Raw genomic sequence first — 19167 nt, forward strand, 5'->3', positions numbered from 1 at the left:
TTCTACAATCGCCCGAAAGTTTCCGGGGGCTTACGGGGTCTTCATGGGGCTTAAGTTCCGGTTATTGGGTCCACTCGAAATACTCAATGGGGCACAACCGATTTCGCTGACCGCTCACAAGCCCCGGGCGCTGCTCGTGATGCTGCTGCTGAACTCAGGAAAGCTGGTGCTGTGGCACCGGCTGCTGGAAGAACTGTGGGACGGCGCCCAGCCCGCTTCGGCGATGTCCAACCTGCGGACGTACGCGACCGAACTGCGCCGGGTCGTGTTCGACGGCGGGCCGCAGCTCGTCTCGGACCCCGACGGCCTCCGGCTGCAGGTCGACAGGGAACAGATCGACGTCGACGTTTTCGCCGACCTGTGCGCCCGGGCCAGGAACGACCAGATGAACGGCGACCTGCCGGCCGCCTCCTCGGCGTACGAGCGCGCGCTCCACATGTGGCGCGGGCCCGCGCTGACCGGGCTGCGCCGCGGGCCGATCCTCACCGCCACCGCGACCGCGCTGGACGAACGCCGCATCGGAGTGCTGGAGGACTGGTTCGACGTCCGGCTCGACCTGACCGCGACCGACCGGTGCAGCGGGTCCGCCCTCATCGCCGACCTGCGCGGGCACCTCGCCGAGCACCAGGTGCGCGAGCGCCCGCACCGGCAGCTCATGGTCACGCTGTACCGGCTCGGCGACGTCGCCGGGGCGCTCCGGGCGTGCGCCGGCGCCCGTGAGGTGCTCCGGCGCTCGCTGGGCCTCGATCCGGACGACCGCGTCGAGTGGCTCCAGGCCGCCATCCTCCGGCGCGACCCCGACCTGCTCCGCCCGGGCGTCCAGAACAGGACAGGCGACCCGCTCCGGCTTTGAGCCCCGGGCGGTCAGCGCGCGGTGTCGTCGACGATCCGGCCGTCCCGGATGCGGATGATCCGATCGCAGTGCGCGGCCACCCCGTCGTCGTGAGTGGCGACCAGCAGGGTCAGCCCCTGCTCGGCGACCAGGCGATCGACGAGCTCCATCATCTCCCGGCCGGTGGCCGAGTCGAGGTTGCCCGTGGGTTCGTCGGCCAGGATCAGCCGAGGGTCGCCGATCAGCGCGCGCGCGACCGCGACCCGCTGCTGCTGCCCGCCGGACAGCTGCGACGGCACGGCCTGTGCCCGGTCCAGCAGGCCCACGGCGGCGAGCAGCTGCCGGGCCCGTTCCGTACGGTCGAATTCCACCCGGCGGGGCAGCACCGGCGCGAGGACGTTGTCCAGGACGGTGAGCGCGGGCAGCAGGTGGAACCGCTGGAAGACGAAACCGACGCTGCGGCGGTAGACCGACAGCTCACGGCGGCCGAGCGCGGTCACCTCCCGGTCCCCGACCGTGATCGTGCCGCTGTCCACCCGCTCCATGCCGCCGATCAGGTGGAGCAGGGTGGACTTGCCGGAGCCCGAAGCGCCCACCACGGCGACCCGCTGCCCCGCCGGCACGTGCAGCGACACGTCGTCGGCGGCGACGATCCGGTTGTCTCCCTGACCGAACCGCTTGGTCAGGCCCCTGATCGTCACCTCGACACCGCGCCGGGTGCCGGTCGTGCGCGCCTCCATCGTCACCTCTCCGCCCTCGCCGCGGGCTCCGGGAGCCGGTCCACTCCCGTGTCCACGGCCGCGACGCGCCCGTCCGGGTCCAGCACGCACATCGCCGGGAAGCCCCGTACGCCGAAGGCCCGCTGCACCGGGCCCTGATCCGGCTCGACCAGCACCCGCGCGACCGGCTCGAACAGCGCGACCAGCTCGCCCACATCGTCCCGCGACCCGACCACGACCACCAGCGCCCGGTCGCGGCCCAGGGACCGCGCGCGTTCCGCGAAGGGGGACGCCTGCGCGAGGCACGGAGCACAGGTCGGCGTGAAGAACCCGAGCATGATGCCGCCGGTCAGGGAGTCCCTGCCCAGGTGCTCACCACCGGTCGTCGTGACCTCGCCGAAGTCCTCCGGCGCCGACCCCGGTGCGTTCATGACCTCCTCCGGATTCGACGGCAGGACGGCCCGCAGGGTCGCGAGTTCACGGTCCTGCCGGGCCAGGCGCCGGACAACGCCGAACGTGAACACCAGGTTGAGCACCGCCACAAGTCCCACGAGCACGAGGGCCACGACCACGTATCCCACAACGCACCTCCACACATTCACTGGCCGAACAGGTCGGCGACGTCGTCGAAACGGATGACCAGGGCCGCCGCGAGCAGCGCGACCCCGGCCGCCAGCAGGACGCCGGGGCCGTCGATCCCGGCGCCGCCCGGCAGCACCACCGCGGCAAGGCCCAGCGCGGCCACACCGAGCAGGGCGAGATTGCGCACCACGTGCCGCGTGCCGAGGTCCGCCTCGCCACCCCCGAAGCACCGGCACCGTACGGCGAGGCCCCGGCGGAGCACCACGGCCACCCCCGCCGTGAGCACGGCGACCAATCCGGCCGCCAGCCCGAACCCCACCGGCGGGGCCACGACGACCAGCGGAGGGACCAGCGCCTCGGCGGCGCACAGGGCCGCGGCCGGCCAGGTGCCGCCTCCGGTCAGCGGCTCGATCGACCGGCCGAACCGCCGGAACGCCTCACGGGAGGCCAGCTTGCTCACCGCCGACCAGCCGAAGACCACGGCGAGCAGGATCTGGCAGGCGAGTTCCACATGTCTCATCGACGGCCTCAGTCCTCCGCCAGCACGGCGGCGAGCGGCAGGCGGCGCATGAGCTGCGCGGGGACGGCGGCGGCCAGCACCGCCAACGCGGTTCCGGTCGCGGCGACGGGGAGCGTGGCGCTCACCGTCGCCCAGGTGAGGCCGCCCAGGAACGCGGCCAGCACGCCGAGGCCGAGACCGGCCCCGAGCACGGCGCCGGTCAGGCCGAGCAGCGCTCCCTCGGTGACGATCAGGCGGCCGAGCTCCCCGTCGGACCACCCGCACGCGCGCAGCGCGGCCAGCTCGCCGCTGCGTTCCCGGACACTCAGGTAGAGAGCGTCCGCGATGGCGAACACGCCGAGCGCCACCGTGGTCACGGCGGCGGCCAGATCCACCCCGCGCACCTGGAGCGAGACGGCGTCGCCCAGCAGTGTGCCCTGGGCCTCGCCGTGGAACCGCCAGGTGATCACCAGCAGTGTGGACACCGCCGCCACTCCGGCCGCGAGCGCCAGCACGCCGACCAAACTGCGGGTCGGGACCCGGACCAGGTTGCCCACCGCCATGCCGTACACCGTCCGGGCCCGGCGTGCCCGGGTGCGGGTGACCACGGGGGGACGGATCGCCGCCATCGGGTGCGCCCGCCCGGCGCGCAGCGCGGGCACCAGCCCGCCGAGCAGGGCGATCCCGCAGGCGACCGGTACGGCCAGCAGCGCGTGTCCGGGGCCCACCCCGATGCCGGTGGCGGCGGCCAGCGGCAGGGACACGGCGGCGCCCAGGATCCCGGCGACCAGGCCGACCAGCAGCACCTCCCCCAGCACCAGCGCGGCCAGCCGCCCGGCGGGCCAGCCCAGACAGCCGAGGACGGCCAGCTCACGCCGCCGCACCCGGACCGACGCGGCCACCGCGTTGCCCAGGAACAGCACGCACACCACGAGGATGAGGCCGAACAGCAGCGCGCTCTTCTGGTCGACGGCCCTGGTCAGCGCGACCGCCACGCCCTTGGTCGTCCAGTTCTCCAGCAGCCGCAGCTCGGGGCGGCCGAACGAGCCGCCGGGCAGCTCGACCGGCCGCGGGGCCGGGGAGGAGCCGATGGTGATGTCCACTTCGAGCCCGGTCGTGGTGGCGATCTTCTCGGCGACTACGCGGATCCGCTCCTGGGACGGATCGTCCAGCCCGGTGACCCCGGCGACCCGCACCCGGATCGCGGAGACCGGCGCCTCCTGCGCCGGGTCGTCGCCGCGGATGAGCATGGGCAGCGCGGTCAGCGTCGTCAGGAGCTGGGGCGGGGTGGCCAGGTAGCCGCCGGGGTTACCGTTGGGCAGCAGCGGGCGGTCTCCCAGCGCCGCCCGCGCGGTCTGGTCCGCGCCGGTCGCGCTCGCCGGCTGGTATGTCTCCAGCGGCACCGCGGACAACGCGGAGAACTCGGTCAGCCCGGCCGGGTCGAACCTACCCACCACCTGCGGGAACGCGTATTCGGTCACGCCACCCGGACCCGCCAGTTCACGCGCGGTCATCGGCCGGAGCGCTCGATCGTGCGCGAACAACGGGGCCGAGGTGTCCACGAGGGAGTTCTCCTGCCGCCACACCTCGTCGAGGCCGACGGTGACGGGATCCGGCTTCAGCACCCCCTCCGCGCCCCCATAGCGCGGGCGGCCGGACTGGATGACGCGGTCCACGTTGAGCCACGTGTCGCCGGGGTCGGTGATCGGGCGCTCGCTGACCTGCCGGTAGACGCTCTCCGCGTCGACGCGCACGGTCGACGTGCGCCGGACCGGCTCCGCCCGTAGCCGCTTCCACAGCTCATCGCCGCGCAGGTTCGCGATCCGCGGCGGCCGGTCCAGCCGGGAGACTCCGGCGGTCAGCTGCTCGTCGATGTGCGCGGTCGACGAGAGCAGCATGGGAACATCGGCGAACAGCTCCCACCTGGTCGGCGTCGGGCCGTCGGTCGCGCGCAGGTAACGCCCGCTGACCACGGCGCGATCCAGCCCGACCAGTTCCGCCTCCTGCACGGGATCGACGGCCGCCAGCAACAGCGGCACGGGCCAGCCGACAGGGAGCGTCAGGCGCGGCAGCCGTACCTGCCGGGGAATGATCCCACCGCCCGGGTCGCCGAGCCGGGTGCGGAAACCGCCGTCCGGCAGCATCTGGTAGACGTCCACGCGGGACCGGTCCGCCGCCGTGAGGTAGGTGCGTCCGGGCTCTCGCTTGCGCGCCGTGGGACAGATCGGCTGGATCCGTCCGTCCGTGAGGACTTCGGCCGCCGGGTAGCCGGACGACATCCCCGGGCGGTCACACACCGCGGCGTCCACCCGCACCTTCCGGCCTTCGTAGCGGTAGCCGTCGAACTCCACGAAGTTCGCCTTGTTCGTTGTGAACCGCGGCCACAGCACGGGGTTGCGGGTGACGTACACGTACCTGTCACCCGGGTCGTCGATCGTCGACAGTCCCCGGTCGCTGATCCAGGTCCTGTCCACCTTGAGCAACTGCTGTCGTGCCCCTCGGTCGAGCTGCTCGGTGAGGTCGATCTCGGCGGTCGCCGTCACGTCGACGTACCCCACCATCGCCACCGGAGCGGCCACCTCGACGCCGGGCAGCGCGAGTATCCGCCGCCACTGGTCGAGCGTGATGCCGCCGAACTGGCCGGACAGGAAGTTCGGGCGCACCTGCCCGTGCGCGAGCTCCTGCGCGTCCCGGCTCCCCCTGGGCCGCACCAGCACGTCGTACGTGCTCCGGTAGTTGTCGTCCACGGTCCCGGTCACGCGCAGGCGTGAGGTCTCCACCGAGCCGGTGAGCAGGGTGAACCCGCTCGTGGCCAGCAGCACGCCGAGCAGCATCGTCATCGAGCGCACCGACTGGCGGCGTAACTGGCCGATCATCAGCCTCAGCATGAATCCCCATCAGACGGTCACATTCGCCGGATCACAACCCCCAGCAGACGCTCTGCGGCGACGTACCCGTAGAGGCGGGAGTCCCGGCTCACCGCCGGGTTGTCCCCGAGCACCACCAGCCGCTCGGCGGGGACGGACGTGGTCCCCCCGGCCAGCACGGGCACACGCGCCTCGGGGACGGGGTCTCCGGGAACGGCTACCGCCCGTTTCACCACCCACACCGTGCGGGGGCCGTCGTCCTCCGCCGCCCCGGCGGGCACCGGCACGGGAGGCGCGTCGATCACGTCGGCGAAGACGACCAGGTCGTCGGGGCGGACCGCCGTCACACCACGTCGCCGCACCAGCACCCGGTCACCGTCGCGGAGCGTGGGCTGCATGCTCCTGCCCCGTACGGTCACCACGACGAAGGCCCGGCGCATCCCCAAGGTCGCCGTCGCCAGCGCGAGGACCGCCATCGCCGCGACGGTGAGCAGAAGCGACAACCGCCATCCCCCTCGTGTGCCACCGGACCCGATGGTCGCACCGGGTCCGGCTCGGTCACCCGGTCACGCGCCGCCTGTCAGCAGCCGGCGTGCGCGTAGTAGGTGCAGCGGCCGCAGTAGTAGAGGTAGATGTCGCCGCCGACGCACTTGCAGTAGCCCTCCCATCCGCAGGCGCGGGCTTCGGCGTGCGGGACCACCTTGTCGACCATCCTGTCGGCGACCCGTCTGATCAGCGCTCTCATGACCACTTCCTTTCGCCGGACGTGATTGACCCCGATCGTAAAGAGCGGGGGTTCAGCGGGGATACAGGCTCCGTACAACGCGCGGGCGTCATATTCCTCAACCCGGGGAAACGCGAATTCGACGGAATGCCCAGGAGGTCCAGCGTGACGGAATCGGCGCCGCGTGCTGGATAGCCGTTGCCGGCGGGGTCATTGGAAATCCGGTGGATGCGAATCCACGAGACCGGTCACCCGGCCTAGCGGTTTTCAGGAGCACTACGGTTATCCCGCCCGAAATGACCTTGGCCTGCGGCTCACCCTCAAGCGGAGACGCAACCAAGGGAGGACGCCGGCAGGGGCGGTATTTCGATTGACACCGGCGCGATCCGGTGTGGAGGGTGGCGTGGTGTCTGATGATCTGCCGGTGGAGGTGCGCACGGCCTTCGGGGTTGCATCCGGTCCCGCGCGGCTGTTGCCCGGAGGGCACGGCACCTGTTGGCTGGCGGGCGAACTGGTGCTCAAGCCCGCCCCGCGTCCGGCGGTGGCGTCGTGGCTGGCCGAGGTGTTCGCCGATCTGCGCGGTCCGGGTTTCCGGGTGCCCCTGCCAGTGCGCGCGGCTGACGGCTCGTGGGTCGCCGGCGGGTGGGCGGCGTGGACCGCTGTCGAGGGCGAGCCGGATCCCGTGGCGCGGTGGCCGGAGCTCGTCGCGGCCAGCCGGGCTTTCCACGCGGCCCTCGCCGGTGTCCCCGCCCCGGACTGGCTGGGACGCGGCAGAAACCGCTGGGCGGTGGCCGAACGGGTGGCGTGGGACCAGGCCGAGGTCGAGCTGGCGCCGGAACTGTCGGATCTGGTGGAGGGCTTGCGGGCCGCCATCCGGCCGGTACGGTTGCCCGACCAGCTCGTCCACGGTGACATCGCGGGCAACGTGTTGTTCGCACCTGGGCAGCCACCGGCGGTCATCGACTTCTCACCGAGCCGGCGGCCGGCGGGCTACGCCCTGGCGATCGCTGCCGTGGACCTGCTGGCCTGGTCCGCCGCACCGCCCAGCATCCTCGACGAACTGGACGGCGAGGACGACATCGACCAGCTATTGCTGCGCGCCTTGATATGGCGCCTGGTCACCGAGTCGCTCGGCCGACCGGACCCAGGCAGCAGGCAGGCGGTCCGCCGCGCCAACGAACCGGTGGTCGAACTGCTGCTGTCGCGCGTGTCCGGCCGGCCCGTGACCACCGGGCCCGCAACCGACGCGGACGTCGCCGCCTCGGCCGGCCGCGCGCTCGGCCGCGAGATCACGGGTCTGCGACCGGTCACGGGCGGGCACAGCAGGTCCGTGACGCGAATCGCCGACCATGCCGGTGGCGGTTCTGCGTTCGTCAAGGCCGCCGCGCCTGCCGGCCGCGCCGAGCTCGGTGTGGAGTTGGCGGTGTACGAGGCGCTGGGCGACCGCCCATTCCTGCCGCGGCTGCTGTCGAGCACCAGCGAGCCGCTGCCGATGCTCGTGCTGGAAATGCTGGAGCAGGACCACTGGGTCCGCGATTGGACCGCACCCCTGGTCGCAGCCACCCGGAAGCTGCTCCACGAAGTACACACGCTGCCCGCACCATCTGGCGTGCCGGTATTGCGAGAGGCGTCCAATCCCTGGGAAACCATCGCCGCCGACCCGGACCGCCTGCTGCGCATGAACGTATGCACGCGCCGGTGGCTGGCCGCACACCTGGAAACGCTTCATGCCGCGGCCGCCGAGGCACCCACCGAGGGAGACAGCCTGATCCACCGCGACGTACGCGCAGCGAACCTCTGGTGCCGCGACGGCCGCCTGGTACTGGCCGACTGGGCGTCGGCGGCGATCGGCGATCCCTGGCTCGACCACCACCTCTGGCTCGTCGCCCTGCGCGCCGAAGGCGGCCCCGTACCGGACACCGGCCAGGGGCCGCACGCCACGGGCCACGCCGCGCTGATCGCCGGGCAACAACCCCTGCTCACCCCGGCGCGCGACGCCAACCCGGCTCTGTTCGACCAACGCCGGCGCCGCCTCACCGCCGCCCTGTCCTGGGCCGCCCGCCTCCTGCACATTCCACCCCCACAGCCAACGACCTGACACCCGACGCCAAGCGTCACGGTTGCCGGTTGTCCTCGAGGAGTTGTTGTGTGCGGGCGAGGAATGCCTGGCGAACCTCTTCTGGGTGCAGTATCCGGAGTGGTCGGCCGAGGCTGAGCAGGTAGCGGGCCAGGCTGTCGGCGTCCGGCCCGCCGATGTCGATGATCGTGGCGTCATCGCCGTCCGGGTGGTGGACGCCGACCGTTGGTGGGACCAGCCTACGGGCCTCATCGGCCGGTACGGCCAGGCGGATGGTCACCCGCACCGGGTAGGGCCTCAGCGCGACGCCCGGGCTGACCATCTGTGCCGGATCCGGCGGGTCGGGCAGGGCGGTGGCCTGCCCGGTGGCTGTGGCGTCGATGATGCGATCGGTACGGAAGGTGCGCCAGTCCTGCCGCGTCAGGTCGTAGGCGAGGAGGTACCAGCGGCGGCCGGTGTAGATGAGCCGGTAGGGGTCGACTCGGCGGGTGGACGTCGTTCCGGCCCCGTCGCGGTAGGTCAACTGGGTGCGTTCGCCTCGCCGGCACGCGGTGGCCAGGTCGAGCAGCAGCGCGGGGGAAATCTGGCTGTCGTCGGGTCGTGCGGTGTGGGTGAACGCGGCGTCCAGCTCGCCGAGCCGGTCGGCGATCCTGGCCGGCAGCACCTGGCGTAGTTTCAGCAGCGCCGACAGGGCTGCCTGGTCGCTGCCGGAGACTCCACTGAAGGCGGCGGTGCGCAGCCCGACGGCGACCGCGAGGGCCTCCTCCTCGTCAAGGATCAGTGGCGGAATGCTGGTTCCGGGCCCGAGGTGGTAGCCGCCCCATGGGCCCATCTCCGATTCGATGCCGTAGCCGAGTTCCCGTAGCCGGGCGATGTCCCGGCGAACCGTCCGTTCGGTGATTTCCAGCTGGGCGGAAAGATCAGCGCACGTCCAGGACCGCCGCGTCGACAGCAAAGACAGCAGCCGCAGCAGCCGCGCCGAGGTGTTGACCACGGCCAACAGTCTGCTCGATAACCAGGACCGTTTCTGACCGGGTCACACCGTAATGTCGCCGGCATGACCGAGAACGCCTCGGCCGAAAAGTCCATTACGGCCACGATGACCTCGGCCAGGGTGCGTCAGAGGACGGGCCCGGATGGGCGTACGTAACCGACGAGGAGCAGGACCCATGGAAGCACGCATGAAGAGTGTGGCGAATCCCGACCTGATCACAGCGATCCAGCATCTCCAGAAGGCGATTCACGCCGGTGGCGTCGACCCGCTCGTGCTCGAACTGGTCCACCTGCGGGCCAGCCAGATCAACGGCTGCAGCCCGTGTGTGTTCGCCGGCGTCCAGTCGGCGAAGAAGCATGGAGAGACCGAGGAGCGGCTGCACAACGTGGTCGCCTGGCGCGAGGCCCCGTTCTTCACCGAGGAGGAGCGGGCAGCGCTCGCGCTGACCGAGGCCGCCACCCGGATCCAGGACGGCGCGCCGGGCGTGACCGACGAGATCTGGGACGCTGCTGCCGGCCACTTCGACGAGAAGCAGATGTCCGCGATCATCCTGAACATCGCACTCACCAACTTCTTCAACCGGATCAACCACACGATCCGGGAGCCGGCCGGCAAGACCTGGTGAAGACGGGCGGGCGTCAGCCGTCCAGGGGGCCCGGTGGCGACGCGGCGAAGGACGTGATCGGCCGGCTCCACCGCTGATCGATCCAGCGCCACTTCCGGCAGGCCCTCGTCCTGGGCTCCCACCTTCGGGTGACCGCCGACAACCATAGGGATACGTGACGATGAGCAACGAACTACCGGAACTGACCGTTACCGATGCCCGAGCCTGGCGGGAGTGGCTCAGCGAGCACCACGACAGCTCGGCAGGGGTGTGGCTGGTCCTCGCCAAGCAGAACACGACCGGGCCCACCAGCCTGACCTATGACCAGGCGCTCGACGAAGCCCTGTGCCACGGCTGGATCGATGGCCGGCTACGACGGCGGGATGAGACCACCTTCTGCCGGCGCTTCACCCCTCGCGGAAGGCAAAGTCCCTGGTCAGCGCGGAACGTTTCCATCGTCACCCGTCTGATCAGCGAGGGCCGGATGCATCCGGCCGGAATGACCGAGGTCGAACGCGCCAAGGCCGACGGCCGCTGGGACACGGCCTACGCGGGACAAGCCGGCATCGAGATACCAGCCGACCTGGCCACCGCATTGGCCGCGAATCCCCAGGCACAAGCGATGTTCGACATCCTCACCTCGCAAAACCGCTACGCCGTTCTCTATCGGATCGCGAACGCCAAACGCGCCGAGACCCGAGCCCGCCGTATCACCCAGTTCGTCGACATGCTCGCCCGCGGCGAGGCGATCCACCCACAAAAGCGCGCCCTCGGCAGTTGAATGCTCGCTTCGTTGTCGTGCCATCGCACGTGCGCCCGCATGCTGCGGGACGCGACCGCCGTCATCTGCGACGGAGCCGAGATCCGCGAGATCATGGCGCGTTTCTACCGTGAGTTGACCGTGCGCCGCCGGACGGCCCACAGTGAGCGCATGAACAGGGCTCTGGCCGTGCTGACCTTCGGCGCGCTGCTCACGCTGCTGATCGGGGTCGTCGCATCTGGAGAGTCCCTGCCGTCGCTCGTGCTCGGCGCGGTGTTCACCGCATTGGCCACCGCCGGCTTCTCGTGGGTACGTGCGCGCAATCAGCTGGCCTGGTCGCTCGGGTACGTGGCCGTGCAGCTGCCGATCGCGTTCGTCGTGTTCTCGCTGAACGCAGGGGTCGCCGCGACGCTTCTGCTCGTCGTGCTGGTCAGCCAGTGCGTGCTGCTACGGTTGCCGATCGCCGCGACGGCGGTCGTGGTCGGGCTGGTCCCGTTCGTCCACCTCGGCATGTCGTGGGGCGAAGGGCTGCGAGAAGGGCTTGGAATACTTGTCGCCGCGGTGTTCGCCGCGATCGCGACGGAGTTGCTGCAACGCGAACAACGCGCCCGTGTCGAACTAGCCGAGGCGCACGAGCAGTTGCGTGGCTACGCCGCGCAGGCGGAGCGGCTCGCAACCGTGCAGGAACGCAACCGGGTCGCACGCGACATCCACGATGGACTCGGACACTCGCTCACCGTCGTCCAGATGCAGGTCAAGGCCGCCCGTGCGGTCCTGCCGACCGACACCGCCAAGGCCGACGAGGTACTCGCCAAGGCCCAGAACCAGGCCGAGGCCGCACTCGCCGAGGTACGCCGCTCGGTCCGCACCTTGCGCGAACCACGCGAAACCCCTCCCCTGCCCGACGCCTTGCAGGCGTTGGCCGAACTGACATCCGCCGCGGGCGTGACCACCAGCGTCGCGATATCCGGCGAGCAACGACCGTTGCCTGACGAGACGCGCGAGGCCTTGTTCCGTGCGGCGCAAGAGGGTCTGACCAACGTCCGCAAGCACGCCCAGGCAACCCGTGCCGACGTGGTCCTGGACTACGCTGACACCGCTGTCCGGCTGGCCATCCGCGACGACGGCGCCGGCTCCGCTTCTACGCCTGCGTCTGGTTTCGGCCTGGTCGGGCTTCGGGAACGCGCCGAGCACCTGGGCGGACGGTTGAGCGTCGAGTCGGCACCGGGGGCGGGCTACACATTGAGCATGGAGGTTCCTGGATGAGCCCGGTCCGCGTCCTGTTGGTCGACGACCAGGCTCTGTTCCGCGAGGCCCTGGCCACCCTCCTGGCCACGCACGACGCCATCGAGGTCGTCGGCGAGGCAGGCAACGGCGACGAAGCGATCCGCCAGGCCGCCGAGCTCACCCCGGACGTCGTCCTGATGGATCTGCGTATGCCCGTCCTGGACGGCGTCGCCGCGACCCGCCGCTTGCGTACCGACCACCCCGGCATCGGCATCATTGCGCTGACGACGTTCGACGACGACGAGGACGTGTTCGCCGCCCTTCGCGCCGGAGCTTTGGGCTACCTGCTCAAGGACGTCTCCTCGGCTCAGCTGATCGAGGCCGTCCTGGCCGCCGCCCGCGGCGAGTCGGTGTTGCAGCCGTCCGTTGCCGCGAAGGTGGTCGCCCAGTTCGCCCGCCTACCCTCGACCAGCGCCCCGGAACCGCAGCCGTTGGTCGTGCCGCTGTCCGACCGCGAACTCGAAGTCCTCCGCCACCTCGCCACCGGCCACAGCAACCGCGAAATCGCCACAACGCTTTACCTGGCCGAGGGCACCGTGAAAAACCACGTCACCAACATCCTGTCGAAACTGAACGCCCGCGACCGCACCCAGGCCGCACTACGCGCACGGTCACTCGGTCTGCTCTGACCATTTCCGCCCGGGTCATGATCCCGGGCATGACCTCCGGCATGACTTCCGGCACATGGCAGGACGGCGGCCGGCGGCCACTCTCGTCGGTATCAGTCGATGCCGAATCTGAGGGGACGTCATGACGACCATGACAACCAGCCGGAGTACCAGTCGCAAGCTGGGCCGGTTCGTCTGGCACTACGTCGAGATGGTGATCGCCATGCTCGCCGGGATGTTCGCACTGGCGCCGCTGTGGCCGGACGCCTGGTCGGCGCGGCCGGAGATCGGCGCGCTCGTCATGGCGACCGACATGACCATCGGAATGACCGTGGCGATGGCCTTGCGCAGGCATTCGTGGGCGCGGATCGGTGAGATGGCGGCTGCGATGTACCTGCCGTTCCTCGTCTTGCTGGTGCCGTTCTGGCTCGGGGCGTTGTCCGCCATGGGGTTGATGATGGCCGGGCACGTGATCATGTTCCCGCTGATGCTGGCCGCCATGGTGTGGCGCCGCGACCACTACTGGCACTGAGGTTTCGATGCGCACCTTCCTGCGCCGCGCGCTCGCGGTGATCGCGGTTCTCCTGATTCCAGTGGCGGGCGGGGCGATCTCCGCCCTCGCCACGTTCAACGCCGAGTACGCCCCCGGGCCGAACCGGCCCGTTCCCGCCGCCGCTCACCCGGCCTTCGACCCCGCCAAACCGACCGCGGTCGTGGTGATCGGCGACAACGGGGCCGTCGCGTCGGATGCCCTCGCCCCGTACGAGATCCTCGCCGCCTCGGGCCGGTTCAACGTCTACACCGTCGCGTCGCAGAGGCGTCCGCTGCCGTTGACCGGTGGTCTGGACCTGGTGCCGGACCTGAGCTTCGCGGATCTTGCCGAACTCACCGGCGGTGCCGCGCCGAAGCTCGCGGTCATCCCGGCGATGCCGGACGTCGGCAAGCCCAGCACCGCCCCGGTCACGACGTGGCTGCGTGATCAGGTGGACCGCGGCACGCTGCTGCTGAGCGTGTGCAACGGCGCCGGTGTCCTCGCCTCGGCGGGTCTGCTCGACGGCCGGCCCGCGACCGCGCACTGGCTGCGGATCGGCTCGTTCGAGTCGGACTATCCCGCGGTGAACTGGGTGCACGGCAAGCGTTTCGTCGACAGCGGTACCGTCGTCACGACCGCGGGCGTGCTGTCCGGCATCGACGGAACCCTGCACATGATCGAGCGCTTGGCCGGTTCGACGGTGGCGGCGAACGCGGCCAAGGCCGTGCGCTGGCGGTACTACGGCAACACGCCGCCGGTCGTGACCGGCATCGCCATGCCCGCCCCGGCCGCGATCTTCAACGCGGGATGGACGTGGGCGCCGCCGACCGTCGGCGTGATGCTGACGCCGGGCGTCGGCGAGATCGACCTGGCGTCGGTGTTCGAGACGCACGACAAGTCGCTCGCAGACCGGACGCTGGCCGTGAGCGCGGACGGCGGCCCGATCCGGTCACGGCATGGTCTGACGTTCCTGCCCCGCGCCGATCTCGCTAGCGCGGCCCCAGACCTGGATAGCTTGCTCGTGCCCGGAGCGGGAGTTCGGTTGGGCCAGGTCCCCGACGGCCTGGAGCCGGTGTACGTCCACTCCGGACAGGACTTCGCCTACAACGACGCCGTGCGGGACCTGGCCCGGACAACGGATGTGGCCACCGCCCGCTGGACCGCCGAGACCATGGAACTGCCGACCGACGGCCTGCAACTGGACGGCCCGGCGTGGCCGTGGCAGCAGACGGCGTTGCCCATCTTGTTGATCCTTTTGGGTATTGCCGCGGTGATCTGCCTTCCGCGTCTTTGGACCACTGTGGACGCTCTCGTCCGAGCCTGATCGCGACGGCTCCCTCGTGACGCGAGGGAGCCGCCGTCAGAACCGTGGACGCCCCGAGAGCTACGGCACAGTTTCGTATCCCTGCTCTCTGACCAAGGGCATCCCGCTCGAAGAGATCTCCCGCCTGGTCGGCCACAGCAGCACGGCGGGAGCAATGCTTGAAACCTAATAGCACTGCACGGCACCGGATGACTCCTACTTGAAACCCGGGGCTTGACCCCTATCCACAGGCGGCGGGCTCCGGTGCCGCGCCTCTCGTGAAGCAGATGCGCTCCTGGCCGCACGAGGGCCATGATCGTGACCTGAGCCGACCGCACGGTGACTTCCCCTCTTGCAACGCGAGCCGCGAGCTCTGCCCACAGACTGACACCCGTGCGGTGAGCTGGGGCCGCGAACTGCTCATCGGATGCCGGGCCACCGAGCCCTTCTATTAGGGCGCTGCGTGACCCCGCACAGGATCACACGCTGGGCACACATCAGAACACGGGAGGCTCGATTGGCCATCACCTACGGTATTGACTGGACGGAGAAACACCACGACATCGCGCTGGTCCGCGCCGGAGCGACCTTCGAGGGCGGCAAGCTCGTCGAATGACCCGACGAGCGGCCCTCATTCGCAGCGGCTTCTAAAGCGCCGGGCATGCGCATGAAGAGCTTCATCACTCCTGAGCAACCGGCAACATCTCCTACAACATTCTGGCCAAGAGGGTTCGGACAACTGCGATCGGAACCGGCCGACCGGTGCCGTCTGTCCCCTCAGCCATCTACGGCCGGCCACGATTCGCAGGTCTTGGCGATCACCCCGGAGCCGGAGCGCCCCCAAGATCCATCCCGCATATATCCCGCGGACAGCGGCCGAGGGCTGCTCAGGGTGGCGTATGGCTGCGCATGGCTGAAATGATCAACGGCGTCTGAACCGAGCGAAACCGCTGGTCAGACGCCGTTTTTGCTGGTTGAGCGGAGAGCGTGGGATTCGAACCCACGAGACCGGTCACCCGGCCTAGCGGTTTTCAAGACCGCCGCCATCGTCCACTAGGCGAGCTCTCCCGGGCGCCCCATGCCAGAGCGCCACGCAGCAGCCTAGTCTCTCACTCTCCCGTAGGTGACCGCGACCACAAAAGAGATCATTTCGCCTCGACGTCTCGCCTACAGATGATCCGGGATCTCCGAGAACCTGGGCTCGGCCAGCGCGTGCGGCCCGGCGAAGCCGTCGCCCACGGAGGCCGCCAGCCGGAGGTAGGCGTCCCTGGTGGCCTGCTGGAGGCGGTCCAGGTCGATCTCCGCGCCCTCCTCCAGGTGGGCGTCGTACGGCACGCGGACGACGGTGCGGCAGCGGGCGGCGAAGTGCGCCTCCAGCTTGTCGAGGTCCACGGTGGACTTCGACCGTGGCCGTACGCTGCACAGCACCACGGTTGCGGCCCGGACGAGGTCGCCGTAGTGATGCGCCTCCAACCAGTCCAGCGTGGCCGATGCCGCCCGGGCGCCGTCCACGGACGGCGAGCTGACCAGCACGATCTGATCCGCCATGCCGAGCACGCCCGACATGGCGGAGTGCAGGAGGCCGGTGCCGCAGTCGGTGATGCAGATGGAGTAGAAGTTCTCCAGCACCTGCGCCACCGCGTGGTAGTCCTTGGCGCTGAACGCCTCCGACACCGACGGGTCGCGGTCCGACGCCAGGATCTCCAGCCGCGAGGTCGTCTGCGAGGTGAAGGCGCGGATGTCCACGTATCGCTTGATCTGCGCGCGCTCGTTCAGCAGGTCGCGTACGGTGGCCGCGGTCTCCAGCTCGACCTTGTCGGAGAGCGTTCCACGATCGGGGTTGGCGTCGACGGCGATGACACGGTCGCCTCGCACCTGCGCGAGCGTGGCGCCGAGGCCGACGGTCGTCGTGGTCTTGCCCACCCCGCCCTTGAGGCTGAGCACGGCAACTCGGTGGTGACCGGTGGCGACGGGCGTGCGGGCGCGCTGCACGAGTTCACGGCGCCGCCGCACCTCCGGGGCCTCGCCCGGCTTGATCAGCCCGGCGGACGCCTTGTAGACCAGCCGCCGCCAGCCCGTCGCGGGAGTGTTGCGCCGCCCCCTCAGCAGGGTGCCCGGATCGAGGCTGTCGGCGGTCGGCTTGGAGCCGGCCGACTTCCCCGTCGTACGCGCGGGCGAGCTGAAGGCGGAGACGGGAGCCGGCCGGCGCGGGGGCTGGTACGCCTCCCGCTCCGCCACCGCGTCCCGTTCCACGGCCGCGGCCTCGACCGGTGCGTGGCTCGGCGCCGAGGCGCGCTCGGGTGCGGGTTGAGGGGTGGACTGAGGTGCGGGTGCAGGCGCGGGCGCTGGCGTCGGCGCCGCGACCGCACCCGGCTCGTACGGCTTCCGCTCCTCGGCGGCCAGGTCCTCCCGCAGGGAGCCGGTGAAGCGGTCGTCCGTGAAGTCCGGCGCGGCCTCGGCCCGTGGGGTGGCGAACGGAGACGGGCTCTGCGGCGGCGCGGGCGGCTCCTCCGGCTCGGCAGAAGCGGCGGGGGCGGCAGGAGCCGCAGAAGCCGCGGGAGCGGCGGGAGCACCGGAGACACCGGGTTCCTGCTGCGCGGCCGGCACCGGCACAGCGGGCTCAAGCCAGCCCCGCAGCGACTCCGTCGCCGAGGACGAATCGCCGGGCGCCGGGGAGGCGAAGGGCTTGGCCGACTCGCTGCCCGAGAACGCGCCGATGTTCTTGTAGGCGTCGGTGTCCGCCGGGGAGCCGGGGAAGGCGCCGCTGTCGAAAGACTGCTCGCCGAACAGGGGGGTGGTGAAGGACGAGGAACCGCTCAGGCCGCCCGACGGCGGGGTGGAGCGGCCGTCGTCCTCCGTGGGCTCCTGGTCATCCCCGGGTGTCTCCGGCGTCGCGTCGGAGGCCCCCTCGGCGGACTCCGGTCCCGCTCCGGAAGAGGAGCCGAAAGACCCCGGGAAGGACGGCTCCGATGCCGTCCCAAAAGACGAACCGGAAGGCGAACCGAACGACGGGGCGCTCACCGGCCCGGTCGACGTGGCGGGCTCCGCACCCCTCGTCTCCGGCGGTGTGCCGAACGCGGCGGGCGACTCGGCCGGCGGTGTGCCGAACGCGGCGGGCGACTCGGCCGACGGCGTGTCCTCACGCTGTTCCGGCGGCGAGGACTCGGGCCTGGTCACGAAGGCCGTCGTCTCACCGAAGGCCGTCGTGTCATTCACGTTCGCCGTGTCGCCGAAGCTCGTCTCGCCGTAGGCCGAGTCAGCGCCATAGCCGGACCCAAATCCGGACTTTTCGCCGCTTTCATACCCAAATCTCTCCGAATAGCCGGCATCGAAGAGGGGGTCGCGGATGGGGCCGGTGGACGACGACTCGGATGTCTGCGCGTCCTCCCGTGCCGGGGCGCCGTACGCGGAGCCGGTCGCGCTGTCGGCGGCGCCACCAAGCAGACCCTCGCCCACACCACGAAGCAGGCCCCCGGAGGCGGACTCGGACGGGACGAGGCTCCAGGGGTCGGCGGGGTACGGCGAGGCGGGCTCAGGCTCGGCGGGCGGTGGCTGTGGAGAGGCGAGCGTCGCGGAGGTGACCGCGCTGACCGCTATCTCCACCTCGTCGGGCATTTCCTTGATCGCGTCAAGCCATGCCAGCTGGTCCTCGAGAGAATGGGGATCCTCACGATCATGTCTCGCCACCGTGTACCCCCTCGGGCTGAGCTAATGGGGTAGCAAACACATTGCAGATTAGCGCCACGTAATACCGTGAATGCGGGCAACCGCCGAGTTCTCCGCCACGCTACTTTAGGTCACATGCGTGCGATCGTGATTTCCGAACCTGGCGGACCTGAGGTTTTGGCCTGGCAGGAAGTGCCCGACCCGCGTCCCGCCGCAGGTGAGGTCGTCATCGAGGTCACCGCCTCGGCCGTCAATCGGGCGGACCTGCTCCAGCGCCGCGGCCTCTACCCGCCGCCGCCGGGAGCCTCCGAGATCCCCGGGCTCGAATGCTCCGGAACGATCATCGAGGTCGGCGAGAACGTCCCACGTCTCGCGGCCGGCGACCGGGTCTGCGCCCTGCTGGCCGGCGGCGGATACGCCGAGCGCGTGGCGGTCCCCTGGCAGCAGGTGATGCCGGCGCCGGAGGGAATCGCGCTGGACGAGGCCGCCGGTCTGCCCGAGGTCGCCTGCACAGTGTGGTCGAACGTCTTCATGACGGCCCGCCTTCGCAAGGGCGAGACCCTGCTCGTGCACGGCGGCGCGAGCGGCATCGGCACGCTGGCCGTCCAGCTCGCCAAGGCGTACGGCTCGCGCGTGCTCGTGACGGCCGGCTCCGCGGACAAGCTCGCGCGCTGCCGCGAACTCGGCGCGGACGAGGGCGTGAACTACCGCGAGGAGGACTTCGCCGAACGGTTCGAGGGCCGGGCCGACGTCATCCTCGACATCATCGGCGCGAAGTACCTGCCCGGGAACCTGCGCGCCCTCGCCACCGGCGGCCGCCTGGTCGTCATCGGCATGCAGGGCGGCGCGAAGGGCGAGCTCGACCTCGGCGCGCTGCTCGCCAAGCGGGCCTCGGTCCACGCGGCCGGGCTGCGCAACCGCCCGGTGGACGACAAGGGCGTGGTCTGCCGGGGTGTGGTCGACAACGTGTGGCCGCTCGTCACCGCCGGAGCCGTACGGCCCGTGGTGCATGAGCGGATCCCCCTCGACCAGGCCGCCCGCGCCCACCGGATGCTCGAAGAGGGTGAACACATCGGAAAGCTCTTGCTGGTCAGGTGAGTTAAGTTGATGGGG

17 protein-coding genes and 1 tRNA gene are annotated in these 19167 nt (G+C 70.6%); 9 read left to right on the top strand and 9 right to left on the bottom strand.

Annotation, left to right across the window (positions count from 1 at the left end; translation table 11 throughout):
* Window positions 1-139 precede the first annotated feature (139 nt).
* The gene (locus tag FLX07_RS03465) at window positions 140-853 is read left to right on the top strand and encodes an AfsR/SARP family transcriptional regulator (RefSeq protein WP_223853790.1); all 714 of its coding nucleotides are present in this window, start codon (window positions 140-142) and stop codon (window positions 851-853) included.
* Between the two features lie 11 nt (window positions 854-864).
* On the opposite strand, the gene FLX07_RS03470 is transcribed toward FLX07_RS03465, so the two are convergent.
* The 6 genes from FLX07_RS03470 to FLX07_RS36270 form a co-directional block, all read right to left on the bottom strand.
* Window positions 865-1572 (bottom strand): ABC transporter ATP-binding protein, encoded by a 708-nt coding sequence (locus tag FLX07_RS03470; protein ID WP_142567912.1) that lies wholly within the window; start codon window positions 1570-1572, stop codon window positions 865-867.
* Window positions 1573-1574: 2 nt separating this feature from the next.
* A complete protein-coding gene (locus tag FLX07_RS03475; RefSeq protein WP_142567913.1) occupies window positions 1575-2132 on the bottom strand; it encodes a TlpA family protein disulfide reductase in 558 nt (185 codons plus the stop codon).
* A gap of 17 nt (window positions 2133-2149) precedes the next feature.
* Window positions 2150-2653 (bottom strand): MauE/DoxX family redox-associated membrane protein, encoded by a 504-nt coding sequence (locus FLX07_RS03480; protein ID WP_142567914.1) that lies wholly within the window; start codon window positions 2651-2653, stop codon window positions 2150-2152.
* An 8-nt stretch (window positions 2654-2661) separates the two neighbouring features.
* Entirely contained in the window at window positions 2662-5520 is a 2859-nt protein-coding gene (locus FLX07_RS03485) for an ABC transporter permease (protein ID WP_142567915.1), read from the bottom strand.
* 17 nt (window positions 5521-5537) lie between these two features.
* Window positions 5538-6002, bottom strand: a complete 465-nt coding sequence (locus FLX07_RS03490; protein WP_208762051.1) for a S26 family signal peptidase — start codon at window positions 6000-6002, stop codon at window positions 5538-5540.
* A 77-nt stretch (window positions 6003-6079) separates the two neighbouring features.
* The gene (locus tag FLX07_RS36270; RefSeq protein WP_167748098.1) at window positions 6080-6244 is read right to left on the bottom strand and encodes a hypothetical protein; all 165 of its coding nucleotides are present in this window, start codon (window positions 6242-6244) and stop codon (window positions 6080-6082) included.
* 382 nt (window positions 6245-6626) lie between these two features.
* Between FLX07_RS36270 and FLX07_RS03495 the strand changes: the two genes are divergently transcribed.
* On the top strand, window positions 6627-8321 hold the full coding sequence (locus tag FLX07_RS03495; RefSeq protein WP_142567916.1) for a hypothetical protein: 1695 nt from the start codon (window positions 6627-6629) through the stop codon (window positions 8319-8321).
* 16 nt (window positions 8322-8337) lie between these two features.
* Here the strand turns inward: FLX07_RS03495 and FLX07_RS03500 are convergent, their stop codons facing one another.
* Complete coding sequence (locus tag FLX07_RS03500; protein WP_142567917.1) at window positions 8338-9294, bottom strand: helix-turn-helix transcriptional regulator; 957 nt, start codon at window positions 9292-9294, stop codon at window positions 8338-8340.
* Between the two features lie 175 nt (window positions 9295-9469).
* Between FLX07_RS03500 and FLX07_RS03505 the strand changes: the two genes are divergently transcribed.
* From FLX07_RS03505 to FLX07_RS03530, 6 genes are all read left to right on the top strand, one after another.
* A complete protein-coding gene (locus FLX07_RS03505) occupies window positions 9470-9919 on the top strand; it encodes a carboxymuconolactone decarboxylase family protein (protein WP_142567918.1) in 450 nt (149 codons plus the stop codon).
* A gap of 160 nt (window positions 9920-10079) precedes the next feature.
* Window positions 10080-10679 carry a YdeI/OmpD-associated family protein gene (locus FLX07_RS03510; RefSeq protein WP_142567919.1) on the top strand — a complete coding sequence of 200 codons (600 nt, stop codon included), beginning with the start codon at window positions 10080-10082 and terminating at the stop codon, window positions 10677-10679.
* A 39-nt stretch (window positions 10680-10718) separates the two neighbouring features.
* Window positions 10719-11924, top strand: a complete 1206-nt coding sequence (locus FLX07_RS03515; protein WP_208762052.1) for a sensor histidine kinase — start codon at window positions 10719-10721, stop codon at window positions 11922-11924.
* Window positions 11921-12574: a response regulator gene (locus FLX07_RS03520; RefSeq protein ID WP_142567920.1), complete on the top strand. Its 654-nt coding sequence runs from the start codon at window positions 11921-11923 to the stop codon at window positions 12572-12574. The genes FLX07_RS03515 and FLX07_RS03520 overlap by 4 nt, the downstream gene beginning before the upstream one ends.
* A gap of 121 nt (window positions 12575-12695) precedes the next feature.
* On the top strand, window positions 12696-13085 hold the full coding sequence (locus tag FLX07_RS03525) for a hypothetical protein (RefSeq protein ID WP_142567921.1): 390 nt from the start codon (window positions 12696-12698) through the stop codon (window positions 13083-13085).
* A gap of 7 nt (window positions 13086-13092) precedes the next feature.
* Window positions 13093-14409 carry a DJ-1/PfpI family protein gene (locus FLX07_RS03530; protein WP_142567922.1) on the top strand — a complete coding sequence of 439 codons (1317 nt, stop codon included), beginning with the start codon at window positions 13093-13095 and terminating at the stop codon, window positions 14407-14409.
* A gap of 958 nt (window positions 14410-15367) precedes the next feature.
* Here the strand turns inward: FLX07_RS03530 and FLX07_RS03540 are convergent.
* Window positions 15368-15456 (bottom strand) — tRNA-Ser (locus tag FLX07_RS03540).
* A gap of 99 nt (window positions 15457-15555) precedes the next feature.
* The gene (locus FLX07_RS38265) at window positions 15556-18003 is read right to left on the bottom strand and encodes a nucleotide-binding protein (protein WP_208762053.1); all 2448 of its coding nucleotides are present in this window, start codon (window positions 18001-18003) and stop codon (window positions 15556-15558) included.
* 186 nt (window positions 18004-18189) lie between these two features.
* On the opposite strand from FLX07_RS38265, the gene FLX07_RS03550 reads away from it, so the two are divergent.
* The gene (locus FLX07_RS03550) at window positions 18190-19152 is read left to right on the top strand and encodes an NAD(P)H-quinone oxidoreductase (protein WP_142567923.1); all 963 of its coding nucleotides are present in this window, start codon (window positions 18190-18192) and stop codon (window positions 19150-19152) included.
* Window positions 19153-19167 lie beyond the last annotated feature (15 nt).

Origin of the sequence: Microbispora bryophytorum, assembly GCF_006874465.1 — a bacterium.
In the GTDB taxonomy this organism is placed as follows: Bacteria; Actinomycetota; Actinomycetes; order Streptosporangiales; family Streptosporangiaceae; genus Microbispora; species Microbispora bryophytorum.

Coding starts and splice junctions, on each gene's coding strand:
- FLX07_RS03485 (WP_142567915.1), bottom strand. CDS start 5,520: ATGCTGAGGCTGATGATCGGCCAGTTACGCCGCCAGTCGGTGCGCTCG.
- FLX07_RS03480 (WP_142567914.1), bottom strand. CDS start 2,653: ATGAGACATGTGGAACTCGCCTGCCAGATCCTGCTCGCCGTGGTCTTC.
- FLX07_RS03505 (WP_142567918.1), top strand. CDS start 9,470: ATGGAAGCACGCATGAAGAGTGTGGCGAATCCCGACCTGATCACAGCG.
- FLX07_RS36270 (WP_167748098.1), bottom strand. CDS start 6,244: ATGAGAGCGCTGATCAGACGGGTCGCCGACAGGATGGTCGACAAGGTG.
- FLX07_RS38265 (WP_208762053.1), bottom strand. CDS start 18,003: ATGCCCGACGAGGTGGAGATAGCGGTCAGCGCGGTCACCTCCGCGACG.
- FLX07_RS03525 (WP_142567921.1), top strand. CDS start 12,696: ATGACGACCATGACAACCAGCCGGAGTACCAGTCGCAAGCTGGGCCGG.
- FLX07_RS03550 (WP_142567923.1), top strand. CDS start 18,190: ATGCGTGCGATCGTGATTTCCGAACCTGGCGGACCTGAGGTTTTGGCC.
- FLX07_RS03520 (WP_142567920.1), top strand. CDS start 11,921: ATGAGCCCGGTCCGCGTCCTGTTGGTCGACGACCAGGCTCTGTTCCGC.
- FLX07_RS03465 (WP_223853790.1), top strand. CDS start 140: ATGCTGCTGCTGAACTCAGGAAAGCTGGTGCTGTGGCACCGGCTGCTG.
- FLX07_RS03470 (WP_142567912.1), bottom strand. CDS start 1,572: ATGGAGGCGCGCACGACCGGCACCCGGCGCGGTGTCGAGGTGACGATC.
- FLX07_RS03530 (WP_142567922.1), top strand. CDS start 13,093: ATGCGCACCTTCCTGCGCCGCGCGCTCGCGGTGATCGCGGTTCTCCTG.
- FLX07_RS03515 (WP_208762052.1), top strand. CDS start 10,719: ATGCTGCGGGACGCGACCGCCGTCATCTGCGACGGAGCCGAGATCCGC.
- FLX07_RS03510 (WP_142567919.1), top strand. CDS start 10,080: ATGAGCAACGAACTACCGGAACTGACCGTTACCGATGCCCGAGCCTGG.